The organism is Pseudomonas sp. E315 (genome assembly GCF_055406205.1).
This window is the reverse complement of record NZ_JBUZPJ010000010.1, coordinates 178,192-192,133: the sequence shown is the minus strand read 5'-3', so window position 1 is coordinate 192,133 and position 13,942 is coordinate 178,192. Positions and strand designations below refer to the sequence as shown.

The 13,942-nt window shown below is 54.7% G+C and carries 12 protein-coding genes and 2 rRNA genes; 11 read left to right on the top strand and 3 right to left on the bottom strand.

Going from position 1 to position 13,942, the window contains the following annotated elements:
• The first annotated feature begins 174 nt into the window (after positions 1-174).
• Positions 175-290: ribosomal RNA gene (gene rrf / locus ACZRJQ_RS15575) — 5S ribosomal RNA — on the top strand.
• 107 nt (positions 291-397) lie between these two features.
• Positions 398-513 (top strand): 5S ribosomal RNA (gene rrf / locus ACZRJQ_RS15570).
• A gap of 353 nt (positions 514-866) precedes the next feature.
• On the opposite strand, the gene ACZRJQ_RS15565 is transcribed toward rrf (ACZRJQ_RS15570), so the two are convergent.
• A complete protein-coding gene (locus ACZRJQ_RS15565; protein WP_463979216.1) occupies positions 867-1,037 on the bottom strand; it encodes a hypothetical protein in 171 nt (56 codons plus the stop codon).
• On the opposite strand from ACZRJQ_RS15565, the gene ACZRJQ_RS15560 reads away from it, so the two are divergent.
• Positions 1,017-2,894 (top strand): methyl-accepting chemotaxis protein, encoded by a 1,878-nt coding sequence (locus ACZRJQ_RS15560; protein WP_463979215.1) that lies wholly within the window; start codon positions 1,017-1,019, stop codon positions 2,892-2,894. The two genes, ACZRJQ_RS15565 and ACZRJQ_RS15560, sit on opposite strands and share 21 nt — an antisense overlap.
• A gap of 73 nt (positions 2,895-2,967) precedes the next feature.
• On the opposite strand, the gene ACZRJQ_RS15555 is transcribed toward ACZRJQ_RS15560, so the two are convergent.
• Positions 2,968-3,666 carry a GntR family transcriptional regulator gene (locus tag ACZRJQ_RS15555; RefSeq protein WP_463979214.1) on the bottom strand — a complete coding sequence of 233 codons (699 nt, stop codon included), beginning with the start codon at positions 3,664-3,666 and terminating at the stop codon, positions 2,968-2,970.
• Between the two features lie 198 nt (positions 3,667-3,864).
• On the opposite strand from ACZRJQ_RS15555, the gene lapG reads away from it, so the two are divergent.
• Together lapG and lapD are read left to right on the top strand one after the other, a co-directional pair.
• Positions 3,865-4,557, top strand: a complete 693-nt coding sequence (gene lapG / locus ACZRJQ_RS15550; protein ID WP_463979213.1) for a cysteine protease LapG — start codon at positions 3,865-3,867, stop codon at positions 4,555-4,557.
• 12 nt (positions 4,558-4,569) lie between these two features.
• A complete protein-coding gene (gene lapD, locus ACZRJQ_RS15545) occupies positions 4,570-6,528 on the top strand; it encodes a cyclic di-GMP receptor LapD (protein ID WP_463979212.1) in 1,959 nt (652 codons plus the stop codon).
• Here lapD and ACZRJQ_RS15540 read toward each other — a convergent pair.
• Positions 6,525-6,860, bottom strand: coding sequence for a tryptophan synthase subunit beta (locus tag ACZRJQ_RS15540; RefSeq protein WP_463979211.1), 336 nt, complete (start codon positions 6,858-6,860; stop codon positions 6,525-6,527). The genes lapD and ACZRJQ_RS15540 overlap by 4 nt on opposite strands.
• Positions 6,861-7,039: 179 nt before the next feature.
• On the opposite strand from ACZRJQ_RS15540, the gene ACZRJQ_RS15535 reads away from it, so the two are divergent.
• The 6 genes from ACZRJQ_RS15535 to ACZRJQ_RS15510 all read left to right on the top strand — a co-directional run bounded on the left by ACZRJQ_RS15535 (position 7,040) and on the right by ACZRJQ_RS15510 (position 13,850).
• Entirely contained in the window at positions 7,040-8,686 is a 1,647-nt protein-coding gene (locus ACZRJQ_RS15535; RefSeq protein ID WP_463979210.1) for a glycosyltransferase family 39 protein, read from the top strand.
• A 98-nt stretch (positions 8,687-8,784) separates the two neighbouring features.
• Positions 8,785-9,216, top strand: coding sequence for a MarR family winged helix-turn-helix transcriptional regulator (locus tag ACZRJQ_RS15530; protein ID WP_463979209.1), 432 nt, complete (start codon positions 8,785-8,787; stop codon positions 9,214-9,216).
• Complete coding sequence (locus ACZRJQ_RS15525) at positions 9,213-11,303, top strand: FUSC family protein (protein WP_463979208.1); 2,091 nt, start codon at positions 9,213-9,215, stop codon at positions 11,301-11,303. Before ACZRJQ_RS15530 ends, ACZRJQ_RS15525 begins: the two co-directional genes overlap by 4 nt.
• Positions 11,300-11,509: a DUF1656 domain-containing protein gene (locus ACZRJQ_RS15520; RefSeq protein ID WP_463979207.1), complete on the top strand. Its 210-nt coding sequence runs from the start codon at positions 11,300-11,302 to the stop codon at positions 11,507-11,509. Before ACZRJQ_RS15525 ends, ACZRJQ_RS15520 begins: the two co-directional genes overlap by 4 nt.
• Positions 11,506-12,408 (top strand): efflux RND transporter periplasmic adaptor subunit, encoded by a 903-nt coding sequence (locus ACZRJQ_RS15515; RefSeq protein ID WP_463979206.1) that lies wholly within the window; start codon positions 11,506-11,508, stop codon positions 12,406-12,408. The genes ACZRJQ_RS15520 and ACZRJQ_RS15515 overlap by 4 nt, the downstream gene beginning before the upstream one ends.
• A complete protein-coding gene (locus tag ACZRJQ_RS15510; protein WP_463979205.1) occupies positions 12,405-13,850 on the top strand; it encodes an efflux transporter outer membrane subunit in 1,446 nt (481 codons plus the stop codon). Before ACZRJQ_RS15515 ends, ACZRJQ_RS15510 begins: the two co-directional genes overlap by 4 nt.
• The last annotated feature ends 92 nt before the right edge of the window (positions 13,851-13,942 follow it).

Sequence of the window (13,942 nt, the reverse complement as noted above, 5' to 3'; positions counted from 1 at the left end):
ATTGCCCGTGAGGCTTGACCATATAACACCCAAGCAATTTGCGTCGAATAGACCAGATTGCGGTGTGTGAAGACGATACAAACCGAAAGTTTGCAACTCGCAAAACACCGACTCTATTACATACCCATTCGCTGGAGCGTGAGCCGAAAGGTAAACGAGCTGGCTATCGAATTTCTTGACGACCATAGAGCATTGGAACCACCTGATCCCATCCCGAACTCAGCAGTGAAACGATGCATCGCCGATGGTAGTGTGGGGTTTCCCCATGTGAGAGTAGGTCATCGTCAAGATTAAATTCCAAAATCCCTGTCTGCTCGTGCAGACAGGGATTTTGTTTTTATAGAAGTACCAAGTTTTCGCAGGCACGTTATTAACTAACGTATCTGTAACAGAATTTCTTGACGACCATAGAGCATTGGAACCACCTGATCCCATCCCGAACTCAGCAGTGAAACGATGCATCGCCGATGGTAGTGTGGGGTTTCCCCATGTGAGAGTAGGTCATCGTCAAGATTGAATTCCGAAACCCCTGTCTGCCAACGCAGACAGGGGTTTTGTTTTTTGCGCAGCATCAGCATCAGCATCAGCATCACCATCAGCGCTAAGCATGCTCTGAGCCCTCGAAACCTATACTGCTTTGCTTCTCAGGCATTCATGCAGTTGGCTCACCCTCTGGCCCAAGCCAGCACTTGTATCCCTCAAGCCACGTAAAGACGCCCCTAAAGCCCTTCCGGTAAGCCAAGCCATAAAAATGGTGTCCTCTAGCGCACCCCCAGCAAGCGATGCTCTGGCGTTGAACCCTCTCCTTTCAATAGACACTTCTAAACCTATTTCCTTACGCTTTCGTCGGCTTAAACAAATTGCCGTTACAAACGGCTAAGTTTTCCGGGATTGGTGCCGACAGCCTGTTGAGCAATGCGTGCTTTAGTAGAGCTGCCAAAAAAGGCCGCCTGCGCTGTTACACGGAATGTTTCAACCGTACGCATCCCCACTTTTGGCATAAGAAGTCTCATGAAATGAATCTCAAGTTCAGCCATAAAATCCTTCTGGCCGCTTCAGGCGTCGTTGTTCTGGCGTTTGCGTTGTTCACGTTGTACAACGACTATCTGCAGCGAAATACCATCAAGCAAAATATCGAGTCGTCAGTGCAGCAAGCTGGCAACCTGACTGCCAGCAGCGTTCAAAATTGGCTGAGCGGTCGGATTTTGGTACTGGAAAACCTCGCACAAAACGTTGCTCATCAAGGCAGTCAGGCTGATTTTCCTGGCTTGGTTGACCAGCCTGCATTCACGTCTAACTTCCAGTTCACTTACGTTGGCCAAGCCAATGGCGTGTTTACTCAGCGGCCTGATGCAAAAATGCCGGACGACTATGATCCGCGTCAGCGTCCTTGGTACAAGCAAGCCGTAAATGCCGGTAAAACCATGTTGACGCCGCCTTATATGGCTGCTGTTGGCGGCTTGATTGTCACCATTGCGATGCCTGTCAAAAAAGACGGTCAGTTGCTGGGTGTCGTCGGCGGCGACCTGAGCTTGGACAGCTTGGTAAAAATCATCAACTCGGTTGACTCTGGCGGCTTGGGTTATGCGTTTCTGGTAAGCGGCGATGGCCAAGTCATCGTGAGCCCAGATAAAGACCAAGTCATGAAGAACCTGAAGGATATTTATCCGTCGAACTCCTTGAAGATCCAGAAAGGGCTTCAGGACGTGAAGCTCAATGGGCAGGAACGAATTATTTCCTTCACCCCAGTAGCGGGTTTGCCAGCGGATTGGTATATCGGGCAGTCCATCGATAAAGATAAGGCCTACGCCCCGCTCTCTAAATTCCGTACTTCTGCTTTGATCGCAATGTTTATTGCCGTGGCAGCGATTGCAGTATTACTGACCTTGTTGATTCGAGTGCTGATGCGCCCATTGACCACCATGGGTCGTGCCATGCGTGACATCGCCCAAGGCGAGGGTGATCTGACACGCCGCTTGGTCATTGAAAACAAAGATGAGTTTGGCGAACTGGCCAGCTCGTTCAACCAATTTGTTGAACGCATCCACGCCTCTATTTCCGAAGTGTCGTCTGCTACGCGTCAGGTTCATGATTTGTCGGAGCGGGTGATGGCATCGTCTAATGCCTCCATCGTGGGCTCGGACGAACAAAGTGCGCGTACCAACAGTGTTGCTGCTGCAATCAACGAGTTGGGTGCCGCCACTCAAGAGATCGCTCGCAACGCTGCCGATGCTTCGCAGCATGCAAGCGGTGCAAGTGAGCAGGCAGACGATGGTCGCCAAGTCGTCGAGCAGACAATTCTGGCCATGACAGAGTTGTCGCAAAAGATCAGCTTGTCCTGCGCTCAAATTGAAACGTTGAATGCCAGCACCGACAACATTGGTCATATTTTGGATGTGATCAAAGGCATCTCTCAGCAAACCAACCTGTTAGCCCTCAACGCAGCTATTGAGGCCGCGCGTGCGGGTGAAGCTGGCCGTGGGTTTGCGGTCGTGGCAGATGAGGTGCGCAACCTTGCTCATCGCACTCAGGAGTCGGCAGAAGAGATCCATAAAATGATCACCTCGCTGCAAGTCGGCTCGCGTGAAGCGGTAACGACGATGAATGCCAGCCAGGTATCCAGTGAGGAGAGCGTAGAAGTGGCCAATCAGGCCGGCGCACGTTTGATCAGCGTGACTCAGCGCATTGAAGAAATCGACGGCATGAACCAGTCGGTTGCTGCCGCGACCGAAGAGCAAACGGCAGTAGTAGAAACCCTCAACGTAGATATCAACCAAATCAACCTGCTGAACCAGCAAGGCGTGGTTAATCTCAACGAAACCCTCAAAGACTGTGATGCTCTCTCGCAGCAAGCCAGCCGACTCAAGCAGCTAGTCGACAGCTTTAAAATCTGATGATCGGCCTGTAAGGGAGCGACTGCTTCCTTCGGCCATCGCAGACTTATCCACAGCCCTGGCGTGTTGCGCGTCAGGGCTGTTTTTGTTTCTGGGCTTCTAAATACTGAGTAATGGCGTTTACTCCGCGCTGTAAATGTTGCGCTAATTCGGTGGTGCAGGCCTCTACATCTCGGGCTTGAGCATGTTTCAACAGTGCTCGGTGATCGTCTTGGCACAGTTTGCCCAAGTCCATCTGCTGAAGGTTGAAACGCAAAAAACGCTCCTCCTCGATGAGGCCCGTTTCAATTAAATCTAACAATTTCTGATTCGGCGCTTTGCCATACAACGTGCGATGAAAGAGTCGGTTGAGCGTGCCGATTTTGCTGAAATCCGTTTCCACTTCGAGTGCTTCGATGTAGCTGAGCGCCGCTTCAAAATCTTCCTCCGTTAACAATGGAACGGACAGGCGTAGGGCATGCGCTTCCAGCAATAAACGGAGTTCGTATGCTTGCAAAGAGTTGTCTTCAATCAAGGGCGCAACCACTGCGCCTTTGTGTTGTTCCACGCGGACTAAACCTTGAGCTTCAAGCTGACGCAGTGCCTCGCGCACGGGCATACGGCTCACGCCAAACAATGTGGCTAGCGCCTGTTGTCGGATGGCCGCACCGCAGGGGAGGCGGCCGTCAAGAATAGCGTTGCGCAATGACTCCTCAATCACTGAGCGTGCAAGGTGGCTCGGTATGGGTCCATTGACTTCGATGCTGCCTAGAAAATTGATGTTGACGGGCATGTTGAAACCACCTGCGGCTGATGTTCAACGCATAGGATTGGATCCAAATAAAGCTAGGTACAGAGCTTATCGTTGTCAAACATGGTGGTGATTGGCTTAACGTGGCTACACTCAACCCAACCCCAGACGGGCATTGTCTTTTTTCAGCCAAAGCTCACTCTGCAAGCTCCCTGCGGTGTTGATTTATGGACGATGCATTTGGCTATCTGGTTTAACGTTCCGCAGCCCTTACGCTGGTTGCTAACAGCGTTGTTGCTGGCCAGCACTTTGCTGGGGGGTCTGTACGCTGATTGGGATTTTTCCCTGATAAGCCGTCGTGCAGAGGCGCTTTATGGGCCGCTAGGCGAAGGGCGCAAGCGCATTGATGCGTGGCAGCAGTTATTGGCCACACAAAAACAAATTTCTGAGCCTGAACAACTCAAAGTGGTTAACCAATTTTTCAATAAACAACTGCGCTATCGGGAAGATATCGACTTATGGCGTCAGGAAGATTATTGGGCCACTCCAATTGAAGCGCTTTGGAAAGGCGCTGGCGACTGTGAAGACTACGCCATCGCTAAATATTTCACTTTGCGCCATCTCGGTGTTCCCAGCGAAAAACTACAAATTACTTACGTCAAAGCCCTGAGCTTAAACCGCGCCCACATGGTGCTCACTTACTACCCCAGCCCCAATGCCATGCCGTTAGTGCTCGACAGCTTGATTGACGTTATCAAGCCCGCTAACCAGCGCACTGATTTATTACCGGTCTATTCTTTCAATGCGCAAGGTCTTTGGCTGACAGGTTCCAAGAGCAATAAAAAAGTAGGTGACACCAAGCGTTTGTCTCGTTGGCAGGATGTATTGAAAAAAATGCAGGCAGAAGGTTTTCCGGCCGAGTCGAGTCATTAACCAGGAGCAATCATGTCTCTGTTCAAGCAATTGTTGATCGCTATCTGTTTGTTCCTGGTAGTCGCCTTCAGTGGCAGCTTTATGGTCAGCCTCGAAAGCTCGCGTGCCCAGTACGTAAACCAGCTACGTTCCCACGCCCAAGATGCCGCCACCGCGTTGGCCTTATCATTGACCCCCAATATTGATGATCCGGCGATGGTCGAGTTAATGGTCAGCTCAATCTTCGACAGCGGCTATTACGCCAGCATCCGAGTGATTGATGAAACCAGCGGCAAGGTCATTGTGGAGCGCAGTGCCACCCCAGATAGCACCCAAGTGCCTGCATGGTTCGTGAAATTAATTGGATTGGAGCCCGCGGGTGGCGATGCCATTGTCAGTCGTGGCTGGGAGCAGGCGGCACGGGTTGAGGTCATTAGCCACCCCATGTTTGCCCTGGCCAAGCTGTGGCAAAGCGCATTAGGCAGTCTGGGCTGGTTGCTACTGTGTGGCATCGTGAGTGCCCTGCTGGGGGCATTACTGCTTCGGCGTCAGCTCAAACCGCTGGACTATATGGTTGAGCAGTCTCATGCCATTGCCCGTCGCGAGTTTCTAAGCCTGCCCAAGTTGCCACGCACCCCAGAACTGCGCCGCGTGGTTCAAGCAATGAATCAGATGGTCGAAAAACTCAAGGCGTTGTTCCAGGAGCAAGCCGAGCGTAGCGAAAAACTGAGGGCTGAGTCGTATCAAGACACCCTCACGGGCCTCGCCAATCGGCGTTATTTTGAGATGCAACTGCATGACCAGATCAGTCATTGCGAATCGGCAAGCCCGGGTTACCTGCTATTGATTCGGCTCAAAGATCTGGCAGGCCTCAATCAACGCTTGGGTGGCCAGCGCACAGACCAACTTTTGCAAGCCGTCGCCGAGCTGCTGGTACGTGAATGTGCAAACTATCCGGAAGCACACAACCGGATCACCCGTATTCGTGGTGGTGAGTTTGCCATTTTGGCGCCGGGTTTGGTTCGTGACGAAGCCTTGCAGTTAGCGCAAAGCCTTGAAACAGCGTTTTTCACCCTTGAGGCCACTAAGGCTTCGGACATGGTGCCTACGGCCAATATTGGCGTTGTTTCTTATAGTCCGGGAGATACCCTACAAGCTGTTTTGGGATTGGCAGATCAAGCCTTGGCTCAGGCCGAAACACAGAGCCAACCTATCTGGGCTTATTTGGCTCCCAACTCAGAGCAAGCGGTTGGCGATGATCATCATGCCTGGCACAGCCTGCTTGACAGTGCCCTGAACCAACAGCGCTTTGAGTTGTATTTTCAGCCCGTGGTGGCGACTCAGGACAGTGCGCGCGTGCTGCATTACAAAGTGATGTCGCGGTTACTGGATGAGACCGGGCAACCCATTCCTGCCGGGCGGTTTATTCCTTGGCTTGAACGTTTTGGTTGGTCAAAACGACTGGACAGCTTGATGGTCGATTTGGTGCTTAAACACATGCACAGCCACGATCAGGCATTGGCCCTCAACCTGTCAGCTGCAACGCTGAGCGACGCCCAAGCGCTTGAGCAAGTTTTTGAGCGCTTGCGTCAAGACCGTGAGCTGGGCCCACGACTGACATTCGAAATCGCTGAAGACCAACTGCCCGAACAAGCCGTGTTGGAGCAACTGACCAAGCGTCTGCGCGATCTGGGTTTCTCTCTAAGCCTGCAACGCTTTGGTGGACGCTTCAGCATGATCGGTAATCTGGCTCGCTTGGGTCTGGCCTATTTGAAAATCGACGGCAGTTACATTCGAGCGATTGATCAAGAAACAGACAAACGTCTTTTCATCGAGGCCATTCAACGGGCTGCCCATAGCATCGACCTGCCCTTGATTGCTGAGCGGGTTGAAACCGAAGGCGAGTTGCAGGTGATTCGCGAAATGGGCTTGTGGGGGGCGCAGGGCCAGCTATTTGGTGGGCCCGCGCCTTGGGAGCGAAGTGTGCGTTAAATCAGCCCGCCTTCATCCTCGGTAATCAAATGATTCAACCCGTCGAGCGCCTCGCGGGCCTGGCTTCGGTCCATTAGTTTGGCCTGAGCTGCGGCGGGAAGGTCGGTCACGCGAATGACGCCCTTTTGAGTGAGCACCTGAATCAAGTCGTCGAGCACTCGAATCATGTCCATGTCACTTTGACGCAATTGCTGTAAGCGTTTTTCGACAACCGTATCTTGCCACGCCAAAATTTCAGGGTGATCAGCAGGCAGGGTCTCGCTGGCCTCAGCAAATGCGGTCGCATTCACGCGACTCAGTGCGCCTTGGGCGTTGCGCTGTACATAGAACATGGAGCATTCCTCAGCAGGGGGAGCTAACGAGCAGACTGAGTTCAGCATAGGCCAACAATCGCGAGTAGAAAGCTTCAGTGGTTGAGTGATGACACATCTCCTTTTACTGTGGTGCCTGCCCTACAATCAGCGAGATTTTAGGTGTCTGAGCCGTAGTCTCAATGTTCAGTGGGTGAAGGATGGGCGTACTCAGCAATAACGATGTGTGCAGGTCATTGACCTGTCCCCCTGAAACGCCCCCAAACCTGCTAGTCAGACTGCTTGTTCAGCCAAGTGTGTGGGGCATATTGCTACTCGCCACTGCGCTACGCTTTTACGGCGCCACCACTTCTGCGATTTGGTGCGACGAAGGCTCAAGCCTGATGCTAAGTGCTTATTCGTTCGCCGGGATCTGGGCCCATGCTGCCCACGATGTTCACCCACCGTTATATTTTTTGGTACTGCACGGCTGGATAGCGCTGTTCGGTGATGGGCTTCTTTCGATTCGCACGTTGAGCGTGTTGCCGGGCATTGCGACTGTTTTACTGGGGCTCTGGCTGGTGCGCTTGATTGCCACGCGTCGCGCTGCATTGCTGGCGGGGGTCATGCTCGCGCTGTTGCCGATTGGTGTGCGTTACAGCCAAGAAGTGCGGATGTACTCACTGTTGGGCATGTGGCTGATTGCGGCCACAGTCGCACTGGTTTACTGGGTAAAAGCCCCTCACAAAAAACGCTATTTAGTCGTTTACACCCTGTTGATGACAGCTGCGTTTTACACGCATTACTTCACTGCTTTTTGCGTGATTGTTCATTGGTCGTATTTGTTAATGAGCCGTCAGGGTGCAGGCATGCTGATTAAGCAGCCCGCCTGGTGGATCGCCAATGCGTCAATTGTGGTGCTGTTTTTGCCTTGGGTACCCGGCTTTATTGATCTGTTGCAGCATATGGACGAACTCAAGACCGGGGGCGATGTGGCCTGGGAACCTCCCGTTGACGCCCGCTCCTTGCCCGCCATGTTTTGGCAAATCCTGATTCAGGACGAAGGTGAGCATCTGCCGTGGCCGCTGTTTTGGCTGGCGCCGTTAATATTCTTGGGAGGCGCGGTGTGGACAGCGTTGCGCGATCCCACGCCGTATAAGTTTCACGCATTAGTTGTGATCTATACCGTTTTGCCCATCGTGATGATTTACGCCCTGTCTTTTGTCACCCCGCTGTTTATTGAACGCTATGTCATGTTTGCGGCGCTTGGGTTGCCAATGATTATTGCGATAGCCGTCGACCGCTTGCTCAAAGGCTGGCGAATATTGGCCGTTACGTTGCTGGTGTTGTTCGTCGGGGCGCAATGCGTGGGGCTGCGCAATACCCTCACGGGCACCCCTGATCGTTTCAATCATTTGGTTGAACACGTCAATCAACAGTTTTTGCCCGGTGACCGGATAGTGATCAGCGATCTGTTCTGGTACTTCGGCTATGTCTACTACAACAAGACCGGCGCCCAGCCCATGCTCTACACGCCGCTAACAGCAGAAGGCACTTCAGGGCGGCCCGGCAATTATGGTTTTGGCACACTGGTTAATAGTGAGGGCGCAAAGATTTATCTCGACCGATTGGAAGACATATCCACAAGCGTGAAGCGTGTCTGGCTGATCAGCAGCAGCACGCTGCCGGACGATTTTGCGTCTATCCCAAAGGGTTGGTTCAAAGCCCAAGACCTGACCGTCGATGATACGCAGGCTCGTCTATATTTGGTCTGTGGTGCAGCTGATTGCGGCCATCAGCTTGATCGAAGTACGCCTGATACCCGCTCGGCCACACAATATCGACCACAGATAAGCAGAATTAATTAGCAACACTTGACTGAGAGCTGTTCGCCGCGCAGTATCAATAGTTAGCAAACTAACAATGTGTGACACTTCTCTTGCCTGACACTCTTGATTTACTCCAAATGAGCATCAGCACCGGCATGGTGGTTGCGACTCGCCATTGGCGGCGCGTCTGCCAAACCACGCTGATCAACTACGGGATCTCCGAAGCCTGCGCCATGCCGCTATTAATTATCGGCCGCTTGGGGGAGGGCGTACGCCAAGTCACCGTAGCCCATGCCGCTGGCATGGAAAGCCCGTCGCTGGTGCGTTTGCTCGATCAATTGTGCAAGGCGGGTTACGTGCTGCGCAGCGAAGACGCCACGGATCGGCGAGCTAAAACCCTAAGCCTGACCGAAACCGGCCGTGCGCTCGTGCAGTCGATAGAGGCGCAACTCGTACAGCTCAGGCGTGCGGCGTTGGCAGGGGTTTCAGTCGCAGATCAAGAAGCTGCGTTGCGGGTGATTAAAGCGTTTGAAGCGGCAGGCCAGTTGCCTGACGGAGCGGGTTCTTGAACGGCTTTTTCAGCAGCATGCCGCCTGCTCGTGACTGGTTTTACGGGGTGCGAACATTCGCCGCCTCAATGATCGCGTTGTACATCGCATTGTTGATGGAAATGCCTCGCCCTTATTGGGCGATGGCCACGGTGTATATCGTCTCCAGCCCCTTCGTCGGCCCAACCAGTTCCAAAGCGGTGTATCGCGCTTTGGGCACCTTGTTGGGCGCAGCAGCGGCGGTGTTTTTTGTTCCGCTCTTTGTTCAGACTCCGTTTTTGCTGGTGCTGGTGATTGCACTCTGGACAGGCATCCTGCTGTTTTTATCGCTGCACCTGCGCACAGCCAACAGCTACGTGCTCATGCTGGCCGGTTACACCATGCCTATGATCGCTTTGCCGATTGTGGATAACCCGCTGAACGTGTTTGATATCGCCGTCTCGCGAACCGAAGAAATCATGCTCGGCATTGTTTGCGCCGCCGTGGTGGGCAGCATGTTCTGGCCTAGAAGGCTGACGCCGGTGTTCGTCGATTCGGCTGCCAAATGGTTTGCCGATGCGGCCAATTACAGCAAACACTTTTTGTCCCGCGATGTAGAACCGAGTAAAGCCAGCGCTTTGCGTGCGTCGATGGTCTCGACCTTCAATACCCTTGAATTGATGATTGGCCAACTGCCACACGAGGGCGCGCATCCGCAGACTGTGCGCAATACCAAAGAGCTGCGCGGGCGCATGATTCACCTGTTGCCGGTGGTCGATGCCTTGGACGACGCGCTGTATGCCCTTGAGCGTCGAACCCCGGAGCTGGTTGAAAAGGTCACGCCCTTATTGGAGCGCACTCGCGGCTGGCTTGAAAGCACCCGCCAAGGTGCGTCGGTTGAGCAATGGAAAGCCTTGCGCCATGAGCTGGAACTGCTACAGCCGAGCGCAGCCGCACTGGATGATCGCAGTCAGTTAGTGCTGTCCAACGTGCTGTATCGGCTGGGCGAATGGATCGACTTGTGGCAAGACTGCCGCAGCCTTCAATTGGCAATCGCCACGGGCGATAAAGAAGTATGGCGGGCCGTTTACCGGCACTGGCGGCTGGGTCGCCTGACGCCCTTTCTGGATCGCGGCTTGATGCTCTATTCAGCGTTTTCCACAGTGACTGCTATTGTCGTCGCGTGCGTATTGTGGATATTGCTCGGCTGGACTGACGGCGCCAGTGCCGTGATTCTAGCGGCCGTTGCCTGTAGCTTTTTTGCGGCGATGGACGACCCGGCGCCTCAGATTTATCGGTTCTTTTTCTGGACCTCGTTGTCCGTGCTGTTTGCCAGTCTGTATTTGTTTGTGATTCTGCCCAACCTGCATGACTTCCCGATGCTGGTGCTGGCCTTCGCAGTGCCGTTTATTTGCGTCGGCACCCTGACCGTCCAGCCGCGTTTTTACTTAGGCACATTGCTGACCATCGTTAACACCGCGTCCTTCATCAGCATCCAGGGCGCGTACGACGCCGACTTTATGGTGTTTATGAATGCCAACCTCGCCGGGCCGATTGGTTTGCTGTTCGCTTTTATCTGGACGCTGGTAGCGCGCCCGTTCGGTGCTGAGTTGGCAGCCAAGCGCCTGACCCGCTTTAGCTGGCGCGACATCGTGCGCCTGACCAAGCCTGCCACGTTGGCCGAGCACCGGCACATGGGCGCGCAAATGCTTGATCGCTTGATGCAGCATCTGCCGCGTCTGGCTATGACCGGCCAAGACACCGGCATCGCCCTGCGTGAGTTGCGTGTGGCCCTCAACCTGCTGGACTTGCTGGCCTATGCTCCCAGAGTCACGGGCGGGCCGCAGTTGCTGTTACGTCAGGTGGTCAGCGACGTGGGAGATTACTTTCGTGCATGCCTTTTGGCGGGCGAGCGCTTGCCGGTGCCAAGCAGCTTGCAAATGACTATGGATCGCACGCGTCGTGCGCTCAATGCCAACGACTTGCAGGATGAAGGTGATGCGCGGGTTCACCTGCTGCACGCGCTCAGCGGCTTGCGCTTGGCGCTGTTGCCCGGCGTGGAGTTCATTGTCGACAGCGATAACCTGCAACACCCGCTGGTTCAGGGCATTGATGGAGCGCCGCTATGATCGGTGACGTAGATATCAGCGGGGTTTTCTTGCCCACGCTTCTGGTGCTGATGGGCATCACGTATTTGTTGTTTTTGGTGGTTCACGCGTTGCTGACGCGTATTCACTTTTACCGCCTGGTCTGGCACCGGGCTTTGTTCAACGTCGGTCTCTACGCTCTGCTGCTCGGCGTTGTGGATTCGTTTAGTCGATACCTGATGACATGAAAAAACCTTTATTGACCTTAGGCCGCGTGGTTCTCACTTTGCTGGTGGTGGCGTTTGCTTGCGTCGTGGTCTGGCGCATGACCATGTACTACATGTTTGCTCCTTGGACGCGAGACGGCCATATCCGTGCTGACGTAGTGCAAATTGCCCCCGATGTGTCGGGCCTGATCAAGCAAGTGGATGTGCGCGACAACCAACCCGTGGCGCGCGATCAAGTGCTGTTTGTGATTGACCAAGAGCGTTTCAAACTGGCTTTGCGTCAAGCTCAGGCAACGGTCACAGACCGCAAAGAGACCTTGGCTCAAGCGCAACGTGAAAGTCGTCGTAACCGCGGTTTGGGCAACCTTGTGGCCCGAGAGCAACTGGAAGAAAGCCAATCGCGTGAAATGCGCGCCCAAGCCGCGTTGACCGAAGCTGAAGTGGCGGTCGACAGTGCTCAGCTCAATTTGGACCGCACCGTAGTGCGCAGTCCGGTTGATGGCTACGTCAACGACCGGGCGCCACGGGTTAACGAATTCGTAACGGCTGGGCGGCCTGTATTGTCCATTGTCGACAGCGGCTCGTTTCACATCGACGGTTACTTTGAAGAAACCAAGCTAGGAGGCATCCATGTTGGGCAAAGCGTCGACATCCGAGTGATTGGTGACGACGCGCGCTTGCGCGGTCACGTCGAAAGCATTGTGGCTGGCATCGAAGACCGTGACCGCACCAGTGGCCAAAACTTGCTGCCTAACGTAAACCCCGCGTTCAGTTGGGTGCGGCTGGCGCAGCGGATTCCGGTGCGGATCGTGTTTGACGATGTGCCTGAGGACTTCCGCATGATTGCCGGACGCACAGCAACGGTCTCGATCATCGAAGACTCGGCCGCCGCCAAGCCTGCGCAGGAGACTGCGCAATGAAAGCTGTTCACCTGGCAGCCGTAGGGCTGGGTTTGCTGCTGTCTGGCTGCCAGTTGCTTGGGCCGGATTATCATCTGCCCAAAGATTCGGCCATGCAGCGCCCGGATTTGCAGGGTGAACTGCTGGGCGAGGGCGCCAACGTGCTGTCGGCGCCAGTACCCGCTGACTGGTGGATGCTCTACCAAGACCCAAAACTGAACGAATTGGTGCGCCAGGCAATGGCCTCCAACACCAATTTGCGCGTGGCGGCCGCCAATTTGTTGCGAGCACGAGCGCAAGTTGAACAGGCTCAGTCGGCAGGTGGTTGGAGTGGCTCGATGAAAGCGGGTGCTCAGCGTCTGCAGGAGTCCGGCGAAGCCTTCCTGCTGGCAGACAAAGTGCCGGTGGCTAACGTCGGCGATCTGGGCATCAGCACGTCGTACCAGTTCGATTTGTGGGGCACGTTACAGCGTGGCATTGAGGCGGCGCAGGCCAATGCTGATGCGACGCAAGCGGCGGCGGACACCGCACGAATTACCGTGGTGGCGGATGTAGTTCGGGCTTACACCCAAGTGTGTGCGGCTAACGAAGAGCATGAGATCGCCGAACAGTCGCTGCAACTGCAAACCCAAAGTACGGTTCTGACTCAACGCCTGCGTGATGCAGGCCGTGGTGATGAAACCCAGGTCACGCGCTCTGTCACTCAGGTCAAATCGCTCAAGGCTGAATTGCCCCGCTATGAAGCGATGCGTCAGGCGGGTTTGTTCCGCTTGTCGATGTTACTCGCCAAACCACTCAACCAACTGCCAGTTGGCGTGGCTACCTGTGCCGAGCTGCCGCACATCGCCCAGTTGCTGCCTGTGGGTGATGGCGCGGCGCTGCTCAAGCGTCGCCCGGACGTGCGTCAGGCTGAGCGCCATTTAGCCGCTGCCACCGCTGAAATTGGCGTCGCTACCGGGGCGCTTTACCCGAACATCAGCATCGGTGCGAGCATTGGCACCACCGGGCTTATCGAAAACTTGGGAACAGCGCCGGCCAATCACTGGGGCTTTGGCCCGCTGCTGAGTTGGACCATCCCCACCAATGGCTCAAGGGCGCGTATTCGTGAAGCTGAAGCGGCCACCCAAGGGGCGTTGGCCACTTTTGATGGCGTGGTGCTCAATGCCATTCGCGAAACCCAAACCAGCCTTGTGCAATACACCGCCACACTCCAGCGCCGCGATGCACTGGCCGAAGCTGGCGCCTCTGCCAAAATTGCAGCCGACCAAACCCATCAGTTTTTCCAGGCCGGACGTGAGTCATTTCTGGCTGATCTGCAAGCCACTCGCACCTACACCGATGTGCGAGCCCAATTGGCCGCGGCCAATACCCAAGTTGCCATGAGCCAGATTGATCTGTTTTTGGCCCTCGGTGGCGGCTGGGAAAGCGGACGAACGCAAGCCCCGGAAAACGCGAAACCTTAATAGCATTGCTATGCTCAGAACTGTCGGTATCGGAACGATGGTTCAGGGCGTAAGCCGTTTGTAGTCCTCCCCATCGCGCAGGCAATGCTTGA